Source organism: Rhodococcus sp. NPDC127593 (assembly GCF_042671975.1).
GTDB lineage: Bacteria > Actinomycetota > Actinomycetes > Mycobacteriales > Mycobacteriaceae > Rhodococcus_F.
The window spans coordinates 15,968-37,523 of the sequence record NZ_JBHXWI010000040.1; the positions used below are offsets into that span (position 1 = coordinate 15,968).

Genomic DNA, 21,556 nt, shown 5'->3' on the forward strand with positions numbered 1-21,556 from the left:
CTCGGCTGGTATACGGCCGGTCAGATCGGCTCCAGTTGCGCGATGAGCCACTGATCATTGCCGTGTTCGAGCCGGACACGGACGCTGCTCGTCATGAATTGAGGTTCGGGGTTGACCTGGCTGGATACGGTTCCCCGCAGAAAGACGAGCGCCTCTGCCGATCCGAGGTGTGCCGATATCAGAGAAGTTCCGCTGACTTCCCATTTCGTTATGATCCCGTCCCGCGTCGCCTGAGGGATGATGCTATTTGCCGCGAGTTCGCTGTAGCTTGCGAGAAACTCGCCGGTGAGGTGCGATTTCGCGGCGTTGACGTCGGCTTCGACAGAGTCCGCGGTGTAGCTCAGCGCCGCCGCGCTGAGGTCGCCGGCAGTAGCGGCGGCATCCTCGGCGATGGCAGCACTATCACGTTCGTCGGAGTACCGGACGAAATACGTAACCGCGGAGTACAGGAGCAGCGACGTCGTCAATGCCGCGAGCACAGCGACTGTGCGTCCTCGACCGATTCTCCCTGAATGGCTCGAGTGCCGTACTTCGAATGCCACGTAACCTCCGATTGCGGCGAGACACCCAATGGCGATTGATAGCGCTGCCCACAGGGGAGCTCCCGACCACCACCCCGTCACACTGGTGACACCGGCCGCTAGTACTGCGACTCCGATGCGGGCAACGGCCTTGATGCGTGCAGCGCGACATTGTGTAGGTCTGCTTTCGACCTTGTCGTCGGAGGGTTCGCTTCGGGTCAGTTCGTCGACGGTCACGGGACTACCTCTACCTTCGACAGCTTGTACATTCCGGCGTCCTCCGTGACACGCACGCGCAGGCGCCAGGTTCTCGGCTCGTCCACGGCCCCCGCGGAGTTCGTCACCTTGGACACTGCCGCGACCAGAACGGTTGTCGTTCCGTCGTCATTCGTTCCTTCGATGCCGGCCCCGAGGATTTCGCCGGTGGACTTTGTCGATGATTCGGTGATAGCGGCGGTGAAATCTGCTCTCATCGTGCCGAACTCGTTCAACCAGTCGCCGGTTGCGGTGTCGATCACCCGTTGCGCGCTGCCAGCGGCATCGTCGGCGCTCGGTGAGATGAGATTGATGACCGCCTGGCGTGCTCCCTGCAGCAGCTCGAAGTCACGCTGCTCCGCTGCCACCACGCTGTGATGATGGACTGCAAGCGCAAGGCCAGTCGAGCCCAGAACTGCGGCGCCAATAATGCCGAACACCACCACCAGGGCAGTCCCACCGAGACGCAACCGGTCGAACGCGTCGCGGGTCCGTCGACGACGTTCCATTCCGCTGCTGGAGACGGTGGTCGCTTCCTCCGCCTCCTGCACCGCCAGCTCGGCTGCACGCGCAATGCCCTCAGCTTCACGTGCGGCACGTCTGGCAGCCGCGACCGCTTCCGCAATGCCAACCTCGGAATCAGCCCTCTTGTCGATCTTGGACATCATCGTCCCTCCGTCAAGAGCGACTCCACTGTGACCGCCCGGTCCTCACCGGCAGGTATGTCCAGATCGCTCTGCTTATAGGTCGTTCCATCGGAGGCCGTGTACTCGCCGCTGTTGGGGTTGTAGCGCACGACCCCAACGCCCGGTCTGGCCGCGGGTGCGGGCGGCACTTGTGCCACCGCGTTGCCTTCGGCGGCGAGAGGATTGTCCGTCGTCGGTGTGGGATTACCGATCCACGGATTCGTTCCCTTTGGCACGTATTCCTCATCGCTTTTGCAAATTTCGACGGTGGGAGCGCGTTTACCCGGCTTGTCCATACATGGCAGATTTCGCGCTCCACGGACGACTTCCGGCGAATCCTGTGGGAGTGCGCAGTAGATCGCATCTGCTGTTCTGGTAGGTGAGTCGAGCGCTGCGCCATCGCGCCGCTCCGATGCGGGCAGGAACCCTGTCGTGCAGGGCGCCGGCGCATTGAGGTTGAGGTTGAAGTCGAGCATGGCTTGCTTCGTCGTGTCAGCGTCCGGGACCAGGACCGTCTTCACCATACTGACCGATGGCGGAAGCAGCACGAGGAGCTGCTCCAAGGATCTGTTGTACGTCACCCCGACTTGTCCGAGGCTGGTGAGGTTTGCCATCAGAATTGGCAGGGTCGGCTGCAACTCGTTGAAGAGTGCGGTCAATTCGCCGGTCGCGGTTGGCGCGTTGTCCAGGATGTTCCGAACCTCGAGGTCACGTCCCGCTGCCTGCTCGGTCAAGTCGTGAAGATGGCCGACCCATACCTTCAGCGACTCACTACTGTGAAGCTGAGAGTTCAGGAAAGGCGAGGCGTCATTGATCAGGGTGGTGATCGCGTCGGAATTGTCCAGTCCGTCGGTCAGCAATGCGTTCGACGAATCGAGCAGCCGCTGAATTTCGGGTCCGGTGCCGTTGAATGCCGCATACAGCTCGTCGATGACGGTGGTCAGGTCTTCTTGCGGGATCGAGGCGAGGTTGCGGTTGACGGTGTCCATCAGTGGAGCGATGTCCTGCGGTACAGACGTGCTCGCCGGAGAGATAACGTCCCCGTCCTCGAGGAACGGGCCGCTGGCCGTCTCAGGCACCAGATCGACGTACTGTTCGCCGATCGCGGAACGACTGTGGACGTCCGCCTTCGCATTTCGGGGGACTTTTACCGCACTGTCGAGGCTGAGAGTTGCTTCTGCACCCTCTGTGGTCGGAACAACTTGCGTGACGATTCCTATCGTGGCGCCTCGATAGGAGACGTTGGATGTGCCGTACAGGCCGCCGCTGGTGGGAAGTTGCACAGTCACCGTGTAGCGCCCGACACCTGCGAGCGCGGGCAGCCGCATGTAGTGCATGCCCATCACCACGAGTGCGATCATCGTCAGTACCGAAAAGATCGTGAGTTGAACGCGTACAAATCTGGTGAGAATCATCGAGTACCTCGAATCGCGACCGTGTCGAGCGGAGCCGTCAGAGGATTCTTCGTCGACGGCGGCGGAATTCGACCGAGGGTTCGACCGAGGGCTGTCTCTGCGTTGTGGAGCGAACCCTCCAGCGGTGTGCCTTGGAGGAAGTTGCGGTCGAGGCGCCCGAGGGTCAGGTCGACGGCGGCCGAGAGATTCACCGCGTCGCCGCGAACGAATTTATGCACCCCTTCGAGCGGCCAAGGGAATGTCGGGAGAATCCCCAGAGCCCCGGTCAACGAGGGCCCCGCATCGCCTAGTGCCCTAATGGTTGATTCGAGGTCACGAAGGTTGGACTCGATGTCCGCTGCACTAGTGGTGGTGACGGTATTCGTGACATCGGCGAAATTGCCTATTGACACCAATGCCGTGGACAGCTTCTCTTTCTGCTGATTGAGGACTTCGATTGCGGGTGGTATCCGCGTCAGCGCAGTGGTCAGGACCTCGTTCTGCTCCCCGACCGTAGCGGCGAGCCGATCCAGGCCTTCGAGGGCTGCGATGATGTCGCTCTTCTGGTTGTTCAGGTCCGCGGTGAAGGTATCGAGCCGAGTAAGGAAGCTTCGCACGTCACCTTCATGCCCGTTGAGCGCGGCATTGAGTTCCTTGTCTATCTCTTGGATCTGCCCGAGCCCCCCGCCGGTCAGTACGGTGGAGACAGATGCCAGAGTCTGTTCGGTCGTCGGGTACTGACTTGCGTGATCGAGTGAGATCGTGTCGCCCGGCTGCAGTCGGCCCTCGGCCTGCTCGTTGAGCGGCGGTGTAAGCTCCACATGCAACGATCCGAGTAAGCTTGTTTGGCCGATCTTCGCAGTGGCGTTGCGCGGCAGAGAGACCCCGGGATTGAGGGACACGGTCACGACCGCATGCCAACCGTCCAATCGGATATCGGTGACGTTTCCGACTGTGACATCGTTGACTCGTACACGGCTGTTTCGCTGAATCGAGGTCACGTTCGGCATCTCGATGGCGACCGAGTAGGCGCCCTCGCCGGAACCTTCGGTGCCGGGAAGCGGTAAGGAGTTCGCTCCTTGCCAGTCGCAGCCAGCCGTGACCATTCCCGTCAGGCATAGCGTGGCCGCCAGAGGTATCGACTTCGCTGAAACCCTCATCGCCCGCTCTCTTCCTGACCGTTTGGTGTCGGCAGTCCGAGGAGACCGCTCAGGCCGTTAGCCGAGTTCACTGTTCGGGTGTTCTCGGGGGTGGGGACCGTTCCTCGCAACCCGGGTTCGCTGTAGTCGATCTGCTCGGGGCGGACCTGTACGCCTGCCGCGGGATTTACGCCCACCGGCGGGTAGTTGAACTGGAGTAGCTGTAAGACCGGGGCGAGATGTTGCACACAGAGTTTCGCTGATTCCTCGGCTCCGAGCTGACTTGCGGCCTGGATTGCACCACAGATGAATTGCACCGGGTTCTGGAACTGTGTGACCGCAAGTGCGCCTGTCAATGATCCCTGGGCAGGTTGGTAGATGTTGTAGAGGTTCTGGAATGCAGTCGGAGCGGCGTGCAGTAGCTGTTCGAGCGCCGGTCGGTTCTCGTTCAGTGTGGTGGTCACGGCGGAGAGGTCTTCGACCGTTCTGCTGAGTCCGTCGCGGTTCTCGTTGACAAACTTCCCGATCCTGGCTGTCACGGTGTCGACCTGTCCGAGGGCGTTGCCGAGTTCTTGGTCGGAGTCGGTAAGTGCTCCGCTGACCGACGCAAGATTGGTGTTCAAGGCCACAATTTGCTGTTCGCTGGCGGAAAGTGCTGTCACGAACTCCTGGAGGTTGCGGATGGTGGCAAACAGGTCGTGACGGCCGTCCGAGAGCGCGGTCATCGCATCGGACAGTTTCGTCAGTGTTGTATTGATCTGGTCGCCCTTGCCGTTCAGCGTCTGTGCGGCGGAGTGGATGAACTCGCCGATTGCACCGTCGGCATTTGTCTCCGTCGGGCCGAAGGATTCGGACAGGTTCTGCAGTTGTTTCCTGAAGTCGTCCCATTCGACGGGTACTGCGGTGTGTTCGATCGGGATGGAATCACCATCTTCCAGGGCGTCGCCTCCCGTGTACGCAGGGGTCAGTTGCACCGATCGCGAGGAGACGAGACTGGGCGACAGGATGACTGCGCGGGCGTCGGCCGGGAGCTTGTACTGCGAGTCGACATGGAAATCGACTCGAGTCCGATCACCTTCTGGCTCGATGGCGTCGATCTTGCCCACGTCGACACCGAGTAGCTTGACATTGTCACCGACGTAGATGCCGTTGGAATTCTCGAAGTAGGCGCTCAGGGAAGTTGTTGACCACTTCTCATATGCGCGCCAACCGAAAACGACCACGACGACCGCCACGGTGACGGCCACTACGGCGACCACCAGTGTTCTGCTCGGAAGCACTCGTCCGATTGATGTGGCGGACATTCTCAACCTCCCAGACCTGGTAGCGGTGGAAGCCCCGGAATGCTCGGTAGTCCCGGAAGTCCCGGAAGTCCCGGAAGTCCCGGACTAGCAGGCGCGGGCGCAGGTACTGTCGCCGCGGGGGTACCGGCCGACCCCGGAATCGATCCGGGGACGATCGGACAGTCACTCGGATTCGGCAGCGGTCCTGCCGAACCCGGTGGGATGGTTCCAGGAAGTCCATTCTCCCCGCAGGTAACGGGGAAGGTGTGTTGCCCGTTCAGTGTTCCCGGATCAATGCCTTCTTCCTTGAACGCCGCGTCGATGAAGGGCTGCAGAAATTGACCGGGGAGAAGATTCATTACATACGCCTTGAAAAAGGGCCCTGATGCGACGGATTCGCCGAGGGAAGTCGTGTATTGACCTAAAGGGAGGATTGATCTGCCGATGTTTTCCTTCTGCTGATTCAACAGCGCCGTGGTGGAGTTGAGTTCGTCCAGTACCGGACGGAGTTGGGCTTCGTTGTCATCGACGAGTGCTGTGACTTGCGCGCTGACAGCTTCCAGATTTCCTAGGAGGGTGTCGATCGCCTGCCGGCGTTGATTCAGCGCAGTGAACAATGTGTTGCCATCCAGCAGTAGCGAGTTGATCTGTTGGCTGCGTTGCCCGAGCACTCCGGAGAGCGATTCCGTGTTCTGGAAGAGTTGTTGTAGCAGTTCGTCGCGGCTGCCGATTGATTCGGAGAATCGCGACACGCCATCGAGGGCTGCGCTCAGGTTCGGTGCCGTTGCATTCAATGTCTCACTGATCGTGCCCAGGGCGTTCGTCACTTGGTCGGTGTCGAGTCCGCTGATCGTTGTGGTGAGATCTCCGAGCGCATCAGTGAGCAGGTAGGGAGATGTCGTTTGTTCGAGCGGTATGGCCTGCCCGTCGGCGAGTTTCTCGTCACCACGCGGAGTTACCTGCAAGAACTTGTTTCCCAGTACGGTGCGTGTCTTGATCGCGGCCTCGGTGGCTGTCCCGAGCCCATTTCCATCACCGGTGAATTCGATCTTCACCCGATCGCCCTCCAGATCGATGTCTTGAACCTCTCCCACCTGAACGCCGGCAACCATCACTTTGTCGCCTTCGACAAGTCCACCGGAGTCGGCGAAGTAGGCCGAATACGTGGTTGACGAGTTAAGGATCGGTAGCTTGTCAAAGTTTTGGGCGGCGACAACGACAGCGGCGGTCAGTACCAGGCCGATGAGCCCTGTGCGTTTTGTGTTTGATCGGCTGGTGTTACTCACGGGGGGGTGCACCTTCCTGCTCGCTGTCCAATGATGGGTACGTACACCGGATTTCCATCGGGTCCGTTCACTTTCAAGGTCACATCGCAGAGGTAGAAGGTAAAGAAGTCCCCGTAGAGGCCAAGACGGGCGAGTCTGTTGTAGCTCTCGGGAAGTGCATTCAAGGCCCAGTTGACGTAGTCCTTGTCCGAGTTGACCAAGGTGGCGACTCGTCCGGCCTGCGTGATGTCGGCCTTGATGTCTGGACGGGAGTTCGTCAGAAGATCCGAGACGGACTGTGATGCGTTGTTCACATGTGTCAGCGCATCGCCGATGGGATCAGCGTTTGCCGATAAGCCGCTGATCAGCTGCTGTAGTTGATCTATACCTTGGTCGAACTCGGCGTTCTTCTCGTCGACCGTTCCCAGGACGACGTTGAGATTGTCGATCACCGAGCCGATCAGCTGATCGCGGTCAGCGAGTGCGCTCGTGAGCTGCGCTGCCTGTTCCAAGAACCCGGAGATGGTACCGCCCTGCCCCTGAAAGACATCGACTAGCGAGGTCGACAACTTGTTCACCTGATCGGGATCGAGCGCTTTGAACAACGGGCGGAACCCGTTGATCAGAGCATCCAAGTCGAGCGCCGGGGACGTGTTCTCCATCGGTATCGTTTCGCCCTCGGCGAGAGGGATTGTTGCTCCAGACCCTTCGATCAACTCCAGGTAGTGGTCCCCGATGAGGTTCTCGAACCGAACTGCAGCCCTGGTCGAGACTGTCAGCGGAACGTTCTTGGTCAAGGTGAACTCGACAAGTGCCGAGGTGTCGTCGACCGTCTCGACCGACTTGACTTTGCCCACCTCGACGCCCGCGACACGTACGAACTCCGAGGACTGCAGGCCGGAGACGTCGGTGAAGTGAGCCTTGTACGTATGTGAGCTGCCGAATCGCATCTGGCCGAAGACGATTACGACGAACGCCGTGAATACCAGCATGACGACAGCGAAGATTGACAACTGGATGAGTGTCTTGGTTATTTTCATCGCGGCGCAGGACCTCCCAGAACATTCCCGAAAAGGAAATCCATAAAGTAGGGGGAGCCGACGCGCAGACTAGTCGAGTCTGCAAGGCTGCTTCCGGTGTCCATCACGAGGTGCGGGGTGGGATACATATCCTGGGTGATCTCGGGATAGCAACCGGGGGCGCCTCCGGGCCCGCCTCGAGCTTGCACTTTCGGCAGATGGTCCGGGTAGCGGTAGGGGTTGTCGCCGGCGAGCAGTCCGACGTCCATATCGAGTGAGTAACCCGTGTTTCGGCCACCGAACCCCGTCTCGATATCCAAGGCATTCTTGGCCTGCTGCAATACGCAGGCGTACTCGGGGCTGTACTCGGCAAGCAGGTCGGTTGTCGGAACCAACAGCCGCATGGATTCGATGAAAGCGTCCTTACTCGAATTCGCCAGCGCGCCCCCCGAATCTCCGAAGGAGGCCGCTGCGGTGAGCGTTCTGTCGACGTCGCCCTCCTTCTCGACGACGGTGTCCGACGTTGCAGACGCGTCCGCGAGCAAGTCCATGAAGTCCGGTGCGACGTCAGCATAGGTATTTGCCACTGTGGCGCCGTCGCGAAGGTCCTGGTGGAGGGTGGGCATGACTGGGTCCAGCTTGGTGAGCAGCGTGTTGGTATCGACGAGCGTTTCGCCCATCTGAGCGCCTCGTCCGCGCAGTGCTGTCGAAACGGCACCCAACGTCGAGTTCAGCTTGGCTGCGTCGACGTGCTGCATGACTGAGGTCAGATTCTCGAAGACAGTGTTCACTTCTGTAGTCACGTTGCGTGATCTCACGGTGGCTCCCTCCGCCAACGGCACAGCCGATGTCCCCGAGGGGACTTCGAGCGCAACATACTTCGATCCGAATGCAGTCGTTGCCTTGATCTCCGCGGTCGTGTCGGCGTTCAGAAGGTGAAACCACTGTGCGTCAATCTCCGCCTCTAGGCGAGCCGATCCGTCGGCCTGCGCTATGTTGGTGATCCTGCCTATCTCGACGCCGTTGAGCTGCACCTTCGCCCCGGGTTCCATTACCAGACCCGATCGATCCGACACCACCGAAATCGGGATCGTGTCCTTGAAGGCTCCGATGAAGAATTGTGTACAGAGGAAGAGAACGGCCGCGAGTGAAAGCAGGAGCAGTGCCCCGGCAGCCTTCTTCGGCGGTCGCTGGAAACGCGAGCTCTTCCCGGTTTTGGTTTTCATACCTGTCGGCACCTATCCGGCTAGGTTGAAGTTGCTGGATGCGCCGTAGATCGCGAGTGAAGCAACAAGTGTCACCATTACAACTGCGATCAGCGACGTTCGAACGCCCCGACCGACTGCCTCTCCCACACCTGCCGGTCCACCTGATGCGTTGTATCCATAAAAGCAGTGAATGAGCATCACGATGACCGCCATGATGATGGCCTGAAGGAACGACCAGAACAGGTCAGTCGGACGCAGAAAAGTGGTGAAGTAGTGGTCATACACTCCCGACGACTGGCCGTACACCACTGTGGTCGTGAATTGCGAGGCAACAAAGGACATGATCACAGCCATCGAGTACAGCGGGATGATCGCGATCATCCCGCCGATGACCCTGGTTGATACGAGGTAGGACATCGCTCGGATACCCATGACCTCGAGCGCGTCGATCTCTTCACTGATTCTCATCGCACCGAGCTGGGCGGTAGCGCCGGCACCGATCGTTGCCGCGAGCGCGATACCTGATATCACCGGGGCAACGATTCGGACGTTGATGAACGCCGCGAAGAATCCTGTTAGTGCTGCGACTCCGATGTTCCCGAGCGAGCTGAATCCCTGGATCGCGAGCAGAGTCCCGCCGGACAGTGTCATGAACCCGACAATGACCACGGTGCCGCCGATGATGGCGAGAGCACCGGAGCCCATACCAATCTCGGCGATCAAGCGCAGAGTCTCCTTGCTGTAAGCAGAGACTGCGTGCGGGACGTAGCGAAAGGCCCTCCAGAAGAACAGGGCCTGCTCACCTATTGACTCGAGCAGCCGTCTGGGCTTGGTCAGTAGTCGAGTCAACACGGGGTATCGAGCGTTCGTTACCTTGGCCATCAGTTCCCCGTTCCGAACTTGACACCTATCGCAGTGACGACAACGTTCACCGCGAACAGCGCCATGAATGCATAGACAACCGTCTCGTTCACGGCATCGCCGACACTCTTCGGACCGCCCTTGACGGTCAGTCCCTTATGACAGGCCACCAGACCCGCGATTAGTCCGAAGAGACACGCCTTGACCTCGGAGATCACCACCTCGGGGAGTCCGGTGACGAAGGTCAGCGACGAGACGTACGCGCCGGGCGTCACGTTCTGAAAGAAGACCGAAAAGATGAATCCCCCGATCAGTCCGATCGTGATGACCAGCCCATTCAGGAGTACAGCGACCACGGTTGAGGCGAGAACACGCGGTGCGACGAGCCTTTGCATCGGATCGATTCCGAGAACCCGCATCGCGTCGATCTCCTCGCGAATAGTGCGCGACCCGAGATCGGCGCAGATGGCGGTCGCGCCGGCCCCCGCAACGATCAGAACGGTGACGAGCGGGCCGATTTGCGTCACGGCGCCCAGGCCTGCACCGGCACCCGACAGATCTGCAGCCCCGAACTCCACCAGAAGGATATTCAGTGTGAAGACGACAAGGACAGTGAACGGGAGAGCAACGAGCAAGGTTGGCGCCAGCGACACTCGGACGATGAACCATGCCTGTAGCACGAACTCTCCCCATTGAAAGGGAGGTCGAAAGAAGGCACGAAACGTCTCGGCGCACATCTCGAAGAACCCGCCGACCGCCTCGAGTACCCGCCCAGTGGTCTCGAGTACCCGCCCAGTGGTCATCGCAGGCACTCAGTCGAAAGGATGGTCGAGGTGAACCGATCACACCCGTAGCGCGCGACCATGTCGCCGTCGGTCAGTGTTCGTAATTCGATGGGACGCTCTACGATCGCAGTCATTAGTGCTCCATTGGATTATTCTCTCCGTCGATGTCCCCGACGGCTGTGTGGTTGTGGCCGAGCCAGGCACTGCCGACCTGGCCCTCCTCACTCGTTGTAGTCCAGGGCCACGTCAGTAAGCCCTCAAGGTCGTCTGCCGACTTGAGCGCGTCGGAGAAGAAGGAATGGACGACCAGCAGATCAATTCCGTGCACCAGTACGTCCGCCTCGCCCCTGGCCACGGCCCTCGTGGTGGTCGGGACCTGCTTCTTGTGAGCGGCGGCCGCCGCTTTCACGGCCGCCTAGCCTTCTGTGACCTCGCTGGTCCAGACTGGCGCCCACGTCTACCGAGAAGTCGCCCGGCCCGAAGAACACATACTGTCAGGTTCCAGCGAACCTGCTACTGAATCGCGATCATGCCACCGTCGATCACCAGATCGGTCCCTGTAACAAACGATGAATCGTCAGAAGCGAGGAACAACACTCCCTTCGCGATCTCGCGGGCAGAACCAAACCTCTTCATAGGAATGAACTGTGCCAGCGCGTCGATATCGAAATCACCACGCAGGCTGGACACGATCGGGGTTTCGATGATTCCGGGGTCGATCGAGTTTACGCGGATGTTCTCGACGCCGTACTGACATGCCGCTTGCTTTGTGAGCGAGCGGACAGCGCCCTTACTGGCGTGGTACGCGGTGGCAACTTCAGTGCCGACGATGCCGTGGATAGAAGCGATGTTGACGATCGATCCGCCACCGGCGCGCCGGATTGAGGGGATCGCCGCCTTCATTCCGTAGAAAACGCCGCCCTGGTTGATCCCGATTACGCGATCCCACACTTGCTGATCCGTATCCTCGACGCCGGGCGTAAGATAGATCCCGGCATTGTTCACCAAGATCGAGATCGGACCGTAGGTTTCCTCCGCAGTGCGAACCGCAGAGACCCAATCTTCAGGATTGGCTACATCCAGATTGACCGCGGTTGCCGCGAGCCCCTCATTGGTCAGCTCGGTTACCAATGCATCAAGCTTCGCCTTGTCGATGTCGCCTGCGATAACCGACGCGCCTTCCTCGGCGAGCAGCCGAATGTCTGCAGCACCCATCCCGCTTGCCGCTCCGCTGACAAGAGCAACTTTGCCCTGCACACGACCTGTCATGGCCTATCCATTCGTTGGTGTTGTCGTTCACTCGAATCCTGCTTTCGCAGTACAGACAGTGAAACTAATCACTCTCGCCGAGATGTCCAATACGCGTTCATGAATCACGAACGCACATCGACACCTACATGACGTGGCATGGATGTTGAAACACTCAGTGGTCGCTGCCTTTGCCCGAACGACGCACATTCGACGCCATCTTCGTGAGTGTCGTTGTTGTCGAGCACGAGGATCAGATTCTGCTTTCCCCTGCGACCCCGCGGGCGACCACCCTGATCAATCGGTGTGAGTCAGTGAGGAGGACACGATGCTGGTCGAGTTTTACGACGAGGAACAGATCATCGCCCGGGTCGCCGCCCTCGATATCGGCAAGGCGGAGGTGGTGTGCTGTGTCCGGATCCCGGCAGAGCCTGGACGCAAGAAGCGGCTGCAGGAGGTGTCCACGCATACGACGATGACCCGGTCGCTGACCGAACTCGCCAATCACCTGGTCGACCTCGGTGTCACACGGGTGGTGATGGAGGCGACCTCCGATTACTGGAAACCGGTGTTCTATCTTTTGGAGGCGCACGGGCTCGATCCGTGGCTGGTCAATGCCCGCGACGTCAAACACCTGCCCGGTAGGCCCAAAACCGATGTCCTCGACGCGGTCTGGTTGTGCAAGGTCGCCGAACGGCAGATGCTACGACCCAGCTTCGTGCCACCCTGGCCGATCCGCCGGCTGCGGGACCTGACCCGCTACCGCACCGATCTGGTCGGGGCGCGCACGGCGGAGAAGAACCGCGTCGAAAAACTCCTCGAGAGTGCCTGCATCAAGCTGTCGGTCGTGGCCTCGGACATCTTCGGGGTCTCCGGGCGCGCGATGATGGACGCGTTGATCGCCGGCGAGCGGGACCCGAAGGTGCTCGCGCAGATGGCGCGGTCGAGGATGCGGGCGAAGATCGGACAACTCGAGGAGGCCTTCAACGGGCACTTCGACGAGCACCACCGGTTCCTGCTGGCCCGGATGCTGGGCCGGATCGACGCGATCGACGCCGACATCGCCGCGGTCGACGACCAGATCGAGGCGCAGCTGGCCCCTTTCGCGTCGGCGGCGGTGCGCCTGGATGAGATCCCCGGTATCGGACCCATCGCCGCCGCCGCCATTCTCGCCGAGGTAGGGGTGGACATGTCCCGGTTCCCCACCCCCGGGCACCTGTGTTCGTGGGCGAAATTTTCCCCCGGGATCAACTCCTCGGCCGGCAAGGCCAAGGGCAACGGCTCCACCGGGCACGGCAACCGCTACCTCGCCCGCGCGCTCGGCGAGGCCGCCGTCGTGGCCGGCAGGACCGACACGTTCCTCGGCGCCCGGTACCGGCGGATCGCCAGACGGCGCGGCAAGAAACGGGCCATCGTCGCCATCGGCCGGTCCATCCTGGTCATCGTCTGGCACCTGCTCCAGAACCCGAATACCCGTTTCCACGATCTCGGTGCCGACCACTTCACCCGTCACCTCAACCCGGACACGAAGAAACGCGATCACATCCGTCAACTCGAAGCCCTGACCCCGGCCGCCTGACCCGCACAACACCTCACGACCTTCCCGGCTCCGCTGCGTTCCGCCGGGAGATGGCACGTGCCGACATCAGCGACAAGGTCACCTCATTTTCGGATTAGCGGTGACGATTCTTCGTCATTTGACGACAAATTCCTCTTGACGCCAACCCCATTTGCTTGATGAGTTTGTCCATGTCGGTTCCGAGACGGCGCAGATCGATCAGGGGCACGTTGACAGCAGATCAGCACGTCTGGGGCGACCCCCTCAGCCATGTTGAGCAGGTGGCGCAGCGCATATAGCCACTGCTCGTTCGAGCCGAATACCGTTGCTGTATAGTCGCTCCCCCGCGCGAAGATGATTCGTGCAAGCCAGGCGGCGAGCCGGGAACAGGTGGGGCCACATTGCTCGGGACCTCCAGCAGCACGTATCCAACGAAGAAGAGCCCGGATGCAAAACCGAACCCAGTCGCAGTCACCTAATGGGAGTCGATCAGCCAGCCTTCGACAGGTAATTGGTCATGCGGGGAAAGCTGATCACTGAGCCGCCGACCGACCGATGAGCACTGTTCACTCCCGGAGTCAGCGTCGAATCCCACACAGTTTGCTTATAGCGCTGATGGGGTGTCGTGCCGTGAGCGCTGCACCAGTAGGTTGACACCCGGGTACTGGGCTCGAACAGGTTGCATCCAAACCGACAGAGCCGAAGGAGCGATCGATGATCTACGTCGGAAATGATTGGGGCCGAAGGCCATCACAACGTGCACCTGATGGACAGCCACGGCGGGCGACTGCCATCGCGGCAGCTGCCAGTCCCTCGCCCGCGGACATCAAAATCGGGTCTGAGCTCGCACCCGGCAGACCAATGCACTGCGCTCAGCGTGCGCTACGCGAGTACTATCCGGCCGCGCTCGAGGTGTTCGACGACCTGCACGACCGCGACGCCCTGGCCGTACTCGGACGCGTCCCGACTCCCGCCGAAGCCACGCACCTCACCCTGTCGGCGATCCGCTCCGACCTCAAAACGGCTGGACGGCAACGCAATCTCGACACCCAAGCACGCGGCACCCGGGGCGGTTGCGCGCCGAGCAGCTGACCGCACCGGCGCCGGTCGCCGCGGTTCGCCGCCACCACCCGCGCCGCGGTCGGCCTCAGCGCCGAGATGAACCGACAGATCACCGAAACTCGAACCACCCTGGCCGACCATTTTGAGGCACACCCGGACGCCGACACCACCGCAATGCAGGAGGCGGCGCCGTGGGCCAGCAGGTTCGACAAATAGCCGGCGCCTCATCAAGCGCAGAATGAGGCAACGCTAGCACTGCTTCCCCTCAGAACAAAACGGTACGGAACGGCCGTTTGTTCTGAGGGGTTTCAGGTCGAGACCGCGATCACCGCGGTTCGTGAATTACCCAGCGGGAGTGCCTTTTCCGGTCTTCTACCATGAGAGGCACGCGCGCGGTCTCCGCGGCACACGACGGGAGGCCCCCGTCGTCATACAGAGCGTCGGCCTCGATGCGCACGCACGATCGGCCGACCGGATGGGTTCGGACCATTGGTGGCTGTCCGCCGAAGATGGCCGTCGCGCTTCCGATGTGCGCGTTGGCCTCGAGGACGGGCACCTCGCTGCCCCGGTCGTGCACTGTATTGGCGCTCTCGGCGCCGCGGCGGAGCCAATCACGATGCCATGAAGATTCGTTGGCGTGAGCGGTGCCGATGCCTCGGCGGTCCGTGCTCGGGTCGTCAACTTTGTTCGGTCCTTTCCTTGGACCTCGCTAGTCCGACTTGAACTGCACTTCTGTATTTGTAACTAGGACTTGAGATGACGTATCGGTCGATCATTATGCCGATTTAGAGATCGCGGTTGCCGCGAGATATCCGTAAAGCAGGCCACGCTGATTGCCCATGCCGCTGTTGTAGCCGACACCGATATCGAGCTGAGCCGAGCAGTTCCCCGCCGCGTACAGGCCAGGGATCAGGCGTCCTGCCTCGTCTCGGACCTCGCCGTTGATCCCGGTGACGAGGCCTGCCGCAGGACAATTCACACCGACCCGCGTCAGTGGAAAGGCAGCGAACGGCGGCTCAGCGAGCGCACCCAGATTCGGATTCGGCATTCGCGGATCGCCGTGCAGAGCTCGTGTGTACGGCAAGGTGCCCCGCCCGAAGTCCCGATCCACGCCGGTGGCAGCGAACTCGTTGAACCGCCGAAGTTCCGCCGCGAGGCCGTCGCCGTCGATCCCGGCAGCCCGTGCCATCTCCTCGATGGTGTCGCCGAAGATCGCCATCCCGGCGGGGATCGGGCCGCCCGGTGCGATGGCGCCCACCGGGTACTTGTCCAGGTATGCCTGATCGACGATTACCCACGCCGGCCAATTGTGTCTGCCGTTCGCACGCCCGCCCGAGACACCCTCGACGAGCGACATGTGGAACGCGTCATCCGCGAACCGACGCCCGGCCGCGTTCACGACGATGCTGTGCGGTAGTCCGGGGGTGAAGTATCGGAATACTGGCTCGCCGTCGCGATACTCGCCTGGTGTGTGGGTGCCGAAGACAGCTCCGCTGGTGTGCGGCTGCCGCACAACGGCGACGGCCGCACTGAACTCGCGCGTGAGCTTGAAGTGGTCACCGCGGGTTGTAATCGGGGCCATGCTTTTCAGGCCGGAGATCTTGTCCAGCTCCCACTGCTTTTCTGCGTTCCAGTCGTATCCCCCCGTCGCGATAATCACACCGAATCGCGCTTGAATCTCCCGCTCCCCACTCGCGTCGCGAACAATCGCTCCTGTCACACGACCGCTGCCGGACAGCAATCGGACCGCGCGGGTCGAGGTGAAGAACGTTGCACCATGATCGGCTGCAGACTTTGCGAGCGCGGCGGCCAGCCCCGGTCCGCCACAACGCTCACCTCTCTTCATATGCCGCAGCCTGCGGACCTCCAATTCCGGCGTCGGCGCTTGCCCACCACACTCCACGCGATCCTGAGTGCTCAGCCACCCTGCCCCATAGGGTGAGGTCGCCACACGATCGATTAGGGCACCGAGTTGGCGCTGATCCCATGGTTCGATCTCGTGGATGCGGCCCTCCGGCTTGGAGCCGGGCGCGACCGGGTAATAGTAGTCGGGCGAATGGCGCGCAACAGTCAGCGGCACGCCCCGCTCCCGGAGGAATCTGATCGCTTCCGGGCCACGGTCGATGTACACCTGTCGCAACGCTGGGTCCGCACCACCCTCAGACAGCCACTCAAGGTAACTCTCGACGTCCGCCCGCGAATCCGCGATCCCAGCTTCTGCTGCCGGGTCGCTGAGGCCGACCCACACCTGCCCCCCGGAATAGGCTGCAGCACCACCAATCTTGTCAGCGCCCTCGGCGACGATCACATTCGCCCCTGAGTGTGCGGCCGCAATTGCTGCTGCCAGGCCACCAGCCCCTGCACCTATGACCAACACATCACACGACTCGATCTGGGCCATTTCGGCGACTCCTCTTGTTCTCTATGTCTGGCTGTGCCCGGTTTCAGGTAGATGGTGTCGAGACCCCGCTGGTTGCTCCCGGGACTGCCCCCACCCCGGTTGACACTCGGGGTGTGCAGTGTCAGGCCGCGGGTGCGGTCTGATGGAGCGTCTCATATTCGACGGGTGTCAGTCGACCGAGACCGCGTTGCCGGCGCCGCCGGTGGTAGGTCGTCTCGATCCACTCGACGATCGCCAACCGTAGTTCCTCACGGCTGCTCCAGCGGCGACGGTCGAGAACATTGCGCTGCAGCAACGCGAAGAACGATTCCATCGCGGCATTGTCAACACATGCCCCAACCTTCCCCATAGAACCTTGTAAACCATTGCAGTCCAGCAGTTCTACGAGCATTCCGGAACGAAATTGGGCGGGCTCAATCGGTCGATGCAACACCTCGATCACGGAGGTGTGCGATGGGATGCAGCAGCAAGCAGATGCGTGAGGCGCCGGCGGGTGCCAGGCGGCAGTGGGCGGCGGACAGGGGCATTGCGACCTCCGATGCGTTCACCGGGCCGGCCGGAGCCCTCTCGTGCGGTGCAGCGGGACTTCTGGCGGCGGATCGCATCGGGAGTGACGACGGTCGAGGCCGCGGAGGCCGTCGGCGTGTCATGGCCGGTCGGGTGCCGTTGGTTCCGCCACGCTGGTGGCATGCCGCCAATCAGCCTGGACGAGCCCACGGGCCGCTACCTGTCGTTCGCCGAGCGTGAGGAGATCGCGCTGTTACGCGCCCAGGATGTTGGCGTGCGCGAAATCGCTCGCAGGATCGGACGTGACCCGGGAACGATCTCACGCGAACTGCGCCGCAACGCAGCGACCCGGGGCGGCAAGCGGGTCTACCGGGCCTTGGTGGCGCATTGGAAAGCGCAACAGGCCGCCAAACGCCCGAAGGCGGCGAAGCTGGTGGGCAACGACAGGTTGCGAAAGTACGTGCAGGAGCGTCTCTCCGGCAGAGTCCGCCGACCCGACGGCACGATCGTCCGTGGGCCTGAGACGCCTGCGTGGAAGGGGCTGAACAAGCCGCATCGGCAGGACAGGCCATGGGCGACGGCGTGGAGCCCGGAGCAGATCTCGCACCGGCTCAGGATCGACTTCCCCGATGATGAGTCCATGCGCATCAGCCACGAGGCGATCTACCAATCGTTGTTCATCGAGGGCCGTGGCGCGCTCAAACGGGAGCTGGTCGCGTGCCTGCGCACCGGGCGGGCGCTGCGGGTTCCCCGAGCGCGGTCGCAGAACAAGCCGCAAGGGCATGTCACCGAGGACGTCGTGTTCAGCGAACGCCCCGCCGAAGCCGCCGATCGCGCCGTCCCGGGGCACAGGGAGGGGATCTGATCATCGGGACCGGCCGATCCGCGATCGGCACGCTCGTCGAGCGCAGCAGCAGATCCACGATCCTCGTGCACCTGCCTCGACTGGAGGGCTGGGGCGAGAAGCCACCCGTGAAGAACGGTCCGTCCCTCGGCGGCTACGGCGCCGTCGCGATGAACGCCGCGCTGACGACATCGATGACCATGCTCCCCGAGCAGCTCCGCAAGACCCTCACCTGGGACCGCGGGAAGGAGCTCTCCGGTCATGCCCAGTTCGCCCTCGCTACCGGCACGAGAGTGTTCTTCGCCGACCCGCACTCGCCCTGGCAACGACCGACGAACGAGAACACGAACGGCACACTGCGCCAGTACTTCCCGAAGGGCACCGATCTGTCCAGGTGGTCCGCCGAGGACCTCGAAGCCGTCGCCCTGGCGATCAACAACCGGCCCCGCAAGATCCACGACTGGCGAACCCCGGCCGAGGTCTTCGCCGAGCAGCTATGCTCACTGCAACAGCCAGGTGTTGCGACGACCGATTGAATCCGCCTTGGCTGCCGCGATCGGAGTGAACCACGGTGCCGTCCGGTCCGCGGAGCGCGATAGCGTTTCGCAGCGCCGAACACGCCAGGTCCGCGGTCATCCAGTCGGCGATCGAGTAACCGACGATCCGGGTGGAGAAACAGTCCTTGATCGCGCAGAGGTAGAGCTTGCCCTCATCGGTCCAGTGCTCGGTAATGTCGGTCAACCACAACCGGTCGGGCTGCTGGCCGGTGAACTGCCGCCTGACGAGGATCAAGCGCGGCCCGGTCGGCCTGATCGGCCACACCAAGGGCGACGCGAACGAGACCGTCGCGAACCTGCTCGAGGACCGGACCGGCTCCGCCGAGCCCGCGAACCCGTCCCACATTCTGCGTCAGCTGTCTCCGCCGGAGACGACGGTCGCGCGACGCGCCGCGGGTTGCGCGGACTCCACTGCGTTGTCAGCTCCTGCATGCCGTGCGGCACTGACTCTGGACATTCCGAACAGACACAGCACCGCCACCACTGCCAGCGAACCTACATACACCGACACCCAAGTCGTGCTACCGGTGCCCAGGACGAGAAGCGTCAGGATCATGGGCGTGAGACCGCCACCGAGACTTGCTCCGAGTTGGTAGCAGAGGGAGACCCCGCTATACCGAACGCGCACTTCGAAGGCCTCAGCGAAATATGCAGCCAACGGTCCATACATCAAAGCCGCTCCGACATAGGCGATTCCAATCGTCGCGTACACGGCCGCAGGATGACGAGTCTCCAAGAGCGCGACGAAGAGGAAGGAATCAACCGCCATGAACAGCCCACCTGCGACCATGACCCGTCCGCGTCCCAGGCGGTCCGACAACATTGCGGCTGTCACGATCGCCGGAAGCTGAAGCAGTAGACCGACTATCGTGGCATCGAGAATGAGTTGACGCGGAAGATGGAGCTGCTGGGTACCGAATGCGAGCGCGAATGTAAAGACGAGATAGACAAATGCGTTGTATCCGATGCTGATACCGGTGCCGAGCAGAACGGTACGCCAACTCGACCGGAGCAGCGTGACCACAGGCAGGCGGACGACCGAGTCCTGGTGTTGGACGGTGCGAAAAGTCTCAGGCTCACTGATACTCGATCGGACCCAGAACCCGACAAATACGAGCACGGCGCTCGCAAGAAACGGAACTCGCCATCCCCAGCTGAGGAATTCCTGCTCGCTCAAGCCACCCAGCGCCGCGAATGCGGTCGTGGACAGCAGGCCTCCGGCGGAGATACCCACCATCGACCAGCTTCCATATAGTCCCCGTTTACCAGGGGGTGCGTGCTCGACCGCCACGAGAGCGGACCCGCCCCATTCGCCACCTGCAGCGAGGCCTTGGAACAGCCGCAACACCAAGAGAGCTATCGGTGCAGCCACTCCGATCTGTTCATATGTCGGCAGCGCTCCGATCAGCACGGTGGCAATACCCATGGTCAGTACCGTGGTGATGAGCATCTTCTTCCGCCCGACTCGATCACCGAAGTGACCTGCGATAATTCCACCGAGTGGTCGAGCGAGAAACCCTGTGAAGAATACGACGAAGGCCAGGAGCGTGCCGACCAGGGCGTCCACCTCGGGAAAGAACACCTTGTTGAAGACGACTCCGGTCGCGATCGCGTAAGCGATGAAATCGTAGTATTCGATCGCCGTTCCGATACTGGTCGCCGCAGCCAACCTGGTCAGGCCGGGGCCTGCTGGACGCTGCTGCTCAGCTGGAGAATTCATATGTAACTACCTCTGACTCAATGGAATTGACTTTGGACGGGTGGCAGAAGTCGATGATCGTGCCTTTGTGACCACCTCGACCGGCTCGTCTGCCGGTCACAGCGGTGGGGCGTGGAGCAGCTCCGTCCCCGCCGTGGAGCGTCCGGGTGCCGCATGGCCCCACGAGCGGCGGTAGCCGAGCAAGTGGTGTCGAGGCGCAGCGCCTGGCACGAGGCACCTTCAGCCACGCGGCGTGGCGCACGCTACCGAGTGACACCAGGCGGGTCCGCAGATCGTCCGAGGGCGCCAACGCTCGGTCGGCCTCCGGGTTCGCCGCAGTGACCGTCGACTGACAGCTTCCGGGGAGATCTGAAGACTTCCCCGGGGCGATATCACTCGAAACACGCTGCCCGGGTGGTCAATTTCAGCAGTCGGGGTCGTTGCTCCCTCGCCGGACGTGTTCGCTACCTGAGCGCCTGCTCGATATCGCTTGCCGCCCGGATGACTGCCTGCGTGCTGGCTTCCGCGAGATCGGCTCGGTGTGTAATCAGATTGATGCATATCGGCGGCCCCGGCGTCGGACGGCGCACTGGAACGGCGAGACCATAGGTGCTCGGCTCGATCTCGCCGTAGGTGATTACCCATCCCTTTTCTCTGGCGTCCATCACCGCTTGAGCGTCGTCCGGACGCGGCGGTAGCGCAGCACGTAATGCGACACCGGCGGCGCCTCGATCGAGAGGGTGCCTACTTCCTTCCCGGAAAGACAGGTGATAGTTGACATCCCGCGGGACGATGACAGCGACCGATACGGCCTCATCACCTTCGGCAACGAGCAGTGCGACCGTGGCCCGTTGGTCGGCGACCAGTCGTTGCAGAATCGGCATGCACTTCTGCCGAACACTGCGGTCGAAGGAGTTGCCGAGCGCGACCAGCGCTGCTGCGGGTCGGTAACGGCCGTCTTCGCCACGGATGATGTATCGGAACGAGGCGAGCGTGGACAGCAGCCGGTACGCGACGGTGCGGTGGACACCGACCCGATCTGCAATCTCCTGAACCGTCAGGCCGTCCGAGTCGGCAACCAACTGGAGGGCCGTGAGGCCGCGCGCGAGTGTCTGCGTTCCGGGCGCGGACACCACCCCTCGTTCTGCAGCGACGTCCTCAGCCATATCCGTCACAGTACAAGCCTTCCCCGTTCCTTCGGCGTGGGCACCGAGTGGTTCCCCTTCTTGACAGAACGTGATGCGCGCAACATCATATCCATACC

Annotated in this window: 16 protein-coding genes and 4 pseudogenes; 3 read left to right on the forward strand and 17 right to left on the reverse strand. The window is 61.9% G+C overall.

The genetic code is table 11. The features are described 5' to 3' along the window. Nucleotides 1–20: 20 nt before the first annotated feature. From ACFVJ3_RS31980 to ACFVJ3_RS32035, 12 genes are all read right to left on the reverse strand, one after another. A complete protein-coding gene (locus tag ACFVJ3_RS31980; RefSeq protein ID WP_378455887.1) occupies nt 21–479 on the reverse strand; it encodes a hypothetical protein in 459 nt (152 codons plus the stop codon). Nucleotides 480–754: 275 nt separating this feature from the next. Further along, nucleotides 755–1,444 carry a hypothetical protein gene (locus ACFVJ3_RS31985; RefSeq protein WP_378455888.1) on the reverse strand — a complete coding sequence of 230 codons (690 nt, stop codon included), beginning with the start codon at nt 1,442–1,444 and terminating at the stop codon, nt 755–757. Continuing rightward, nucleotides 1,441–2,877, reverse strand: a complete 1,437-nt coding sequence (locus tag ACFVJ3_RS31990) for an MCE family protein (protein ID WP_378455889.1) — start codon at nt 2,875–2,877, stop codon at nt 1,441–1,443. The genes ACFVJ3_RS31985 and ACFVJ3_RS31990 overlap by 4 nt, the downstream gene beginning before the upstream one ends. Further along, nucleotides 2,874–4,016: an MCE family protein gene (locus tag ACFVJ3_RS31995; RefSeq protein ID WP_378455890.1), complete on the reverse strand. Its 1,143-nt coding sequence runs from the start codon at nt 4,014–4,016 to the stop codon at nt 2,874–2,876. The genes ACFVJ3_RS31990 and ACFVJ3_RS31995 overlap by 4 nt, the downstream gene beginning before the upstream one ends. Continuing rightward, nucleotides 4,013–5,299, reverse strand: a complete 1,287-nt coding sequence (locus ACFVJ3_RS32000) for an MCE family protein (protein WP_378455891.1) — start codon at nt 5,297–5,299, stop codon at nt 4,013–4,015. The genes ACFVJ3_RS31995 and ACFVJ3_RS32000 overlap by 4 nt, the downstream gene beginning before the upstream one ends. A 2-nt stretch (nt 5,300–5,301) precedes the next feature. Further along, the gene (locus tag ACFVJ3_RS32005) at nt 5,302–6,564 is read right to left on the reverse strand and encodes an MCE family protein (RefSeq protein ID WP_378455892.1); all 1,263 of its coding nucleotides are present in this window, start codon (nt 6,562–6,564) and stop codon (nt 5,302–5,304) included. Continuing rightward, nucleotides 6,561–7,583, reverse strand: coding sequence for an MCE family protein (locus ACFVJ3_RS32010; protein ID WP_378455893.1), 1,023 nt, complete (start codon nt 7,581–7,583; stop codon nt 6,561–6,563). Before ACFVJ3_RS32010 ends, ACFVJ3_RS32005 begins: the two co-directional genes overlap by 4 nt. Beyond that, nucleotides 7,580–8,800 (reverse strand): MCE family protein, encoded by a 1,221-nt coding sequence (locus ACFVJ3_RS32015; RefSeq protein WP_378455894.1) that lies wholly within the window; start codon nt 8,798–8,800, stop codon nt 7,580–7,582. The genes ACFVJ3_RS32010 and ACFVJ3_RS32015 overlap by 4 nt, the downstream gene beginning before the upstream one ends. Continuing rightward, complete coding sequence (locus tag ACFVJ3_RS32020) at nt 8,801–9,652, reverse strand: MlaE family ABC transporter permease (protein ID WP_378455895.1); 852 nt, start codon at nt 9,650–9,652, stop codon at nt 8,801–8,803. Next, nucleotides 9,652–10,434, reverse strand: a complete 783-nt coding sequence (locus ACFVJ3_RS32025; protein ID WP_378455896.1) for an MlaE family ABC transporter permease — start codon at nt 10,432–10,434, stop codon at nt 9,652–9,654. The genes ACFVJ3_RS32020 and ACFVJ3_RS32025 overlap by 1 nt, the downstream gene beginning before the upstream one ends. A gap of 115 nt (nt 10,435–10,549) precedes the next feature. Continuing rightward, entirely contained in the window at nt 10,550–10,825 is a 276-nt protein-coding gene (locus ACFVJ3_RS32030) for a hypothetical protein (RefSeq protein WP_378455897.1), read from the reverse strand. A 104-nt stretch (nt 10,826–10,929) separates the two neighbouring features. Then, a complete protein-coding gene (locus ACFVJ3_RS32035) occupies nt 10,930–11,685 on the reverse strand; it encodes an SDR family NAD(P)-dependent oxidoreductase (RefSeq protein ID WP_378455898.1) in 756 nt (251 codons plus the stop codon). Nucleotides 11,686–11,992: 307 nt separating this feature from the next. Here ACFVJ3_RS32035 and ACFVJ3_RS32040 point away from each other — a divergent pair, with 307 nt between their 5' ends. Both ACFVJ3_RS32040 and ACFVJ3_RS32045 read left to right on the forward strand, forming a co-directional pair. Beyond that, the gene (locus ACFVJ3_RS32040) at nt 11,993–13,243 is read left to right on the forward strand and encodes an IS110 family transposase (RefSeq protein WP_378455899.1); all 1,251 of its coding nucleotides are present in this window, start codon (nt 11,993–11,995) and stop codon (nt 13,241–13,243) included. A gap of 791 nt (nt 13,244–14,034) precedes the next feature. Beyond that, nucleotides 14,035–14,449 (forward strand): annotated as a pseudogene (locus ACFVJ3_RS32045) (IS110 family transposase); the annotation flags it as partial. Between the two features lie 610 nt (nt 14,450–15,059). Here the strand turns inward: ACFVJ3_RS32045 and ACFVJ3_RS32050 are convergent. Both ACFVJ3_RS32050 and ACFVJ3_RS32055 read right to left on the reverse strand, forming a co-directional pair. Beyond that, nucleotides 15,060–16,685, reverse strand: a complete 1,626-nt coding sequence (locus tag ACFVJ3_RS32050; protein WP_378455900.1) for an FAD-dependent oxidoreductase — start codon at nt 16,683–16,685, stop codon at nt 15,060–15,062. Nucleotides 16,686–16,806: 121 nt separating this feature from the next. Then, nucleotides 16,807–17,094, reverse strand: a pseudogene (locus tag ACFVJ3_RS32055) (integrase core domain-containing protein); the annotation flags it as partial. A 279-nt stretch (nt 17,095–17,373) separates the two neighbouring features. Here ACFVJ3_RS32055 and ACFVJ3_RS32060 point away from each other — a divergent pair. Beyond that, a pseudogene (locus ACFVJ3_RS32060) lies at nt 17,374–18,572 on the forward strand (IS30 family transposase). Here ACFVJ3_RS32060 and ACFVJ3_RS32065 read toward each other — a convergent pair. The 3 genes and pseudogenes from ACFVJ3_RS32065 to ACFVJ3_RS32075 form a co-directional block, all read right to left on the reverse strand. Continuing rightward, nucleotides 18,550–18,822: pseudogene (locus tag ACFVJ3_RS32065) on the reverse strand (DDE-type integrase/transposase/recombinase); the annotation flags it as partial. The pseudogenes ACFVJ3_RS32060 and ACFVJ3_RS32065 overlap by 23 nt on opposite strands. A gap of 123 nt (nt 18,823–18,945) precedes the next feature. Further along, a complete protein-coding gene (locus tag ACFVJ3_RS32070; protein ID WP_378455901.1) occupies nt 18,946–20,313 on the reverse strand; it encodes an MFS transporter in 1,368 nt (455 codons plus the stop codon). 443 nt (nt 20,314–20,756) lie between these two features. Beyond that, entirely contained in the window at nt 20,757–21,458 is a 702-nt protein-coding gene (locus tag ACFVJ3_RS32075) for an IclR family transcriptional regulator (RefSeq protein WP_378455902.1), read from the reverse strand. Nucleotides 21,459–21,556: the final 98 nt, after the last annotated feature.

What these genes read in the sequence shown, in the direction of transcription:
- ACFVJ3_RS31985 (WP_378455888.1), bottom strand. Translation starts at nt 1,444, where the DNA reads ATGATGTCCAAGATCGACAAGAGGGCTGATTCCGAGGTTGGCATTGCG.
- ACFVJ3_RS31990 (WP_378455889.1), bottom strand. Translation starts at nt 2,877, where the DNA reads ATGATTCTCACCAGATTTGTACGCGTTCAACTCACGATCTTTTCGGTA.
- ACFVJ3_RS31995 (WP_378455890.1), bottom strand. Translation starts at nt 4,016, where the DNA reads ATGAGGGTTTCAGCGAAGTCGATACCTCTGGCGGCCACGCTATGCCTG.
- ACFVJ3_RS32000 (WP_378455891.1), bottom strand. Translation starts at nt 5,299, where the DNA reads ATGTCCGCCACATCAATCGGACGAGTGCTTCCGAGCAGAACACTGGTG.
- ACFVJ3_RS32010 (WP_378455893.1), bottom strand. Translation starts at nt 7,583, where the DNA reads ATGAAAATAACCAAGACACTCATCCAGTTGTCAATCTTCGCTGTCGTC.
- ACFVJ3_RS32020 (WP_378455895.1), bottom strand. Translation starts at nt 9,652, where the DNA reads ATGGCCAAGGTAACGAACGCTCGATACCCCGTGTTGACTCGACTACTG.
- ACFVJ3_RS32025 (WP_378455896.1), bottom strand. Translation starts at nt 10,434, where the DNA reads ATGACCACTGGGCGGGTACTCGAGACCACTGGGCGGGTACTCGAGGCG.
- ACFVJ3_RS32035 (WP_378455898.1), bottom strand. Translation starts at nt 11,685, where the DNA reads ATGACAGGTCGTGTGCAGGGCAAAGTTGCTCTTGTCAGCGGAGCGGCA.
- ACFVJ3_RS32040 (WP_378455899.1), top strand. Translation starts at nt 11,993, where the DNA reads ATGCTGGTCGAGTTTTACGACGAGGAACAGATCATCGCCCGGGTCGCC.
- ACFVJ3_RS32050 (WP_378455900.1), bottom strand. Translation starts at nt 16,685, where the DNA reads ATGGCCCAGATCGAGTCGTGTGATGTGTTGGTCATAGGTGCAGGGGCT.
- ACFVJ3_RS32070 (WP_378455901.1), bottom strand. Translation starts at nt 20,313, where the DNA reads ATGAATTCTCCAGCTGAGCAGCAGCGTCCAGCAGGCCCCGGCCTGACC.
- ACFVJ3_RS32075 (WP_378455902.1), bottom strand. Translation starts at nt 21,458, where the DNA reads ATGGCTGAGGACGTCGCTGCAGAACGAGGGGTGGTGTCCGCGCCCGGA.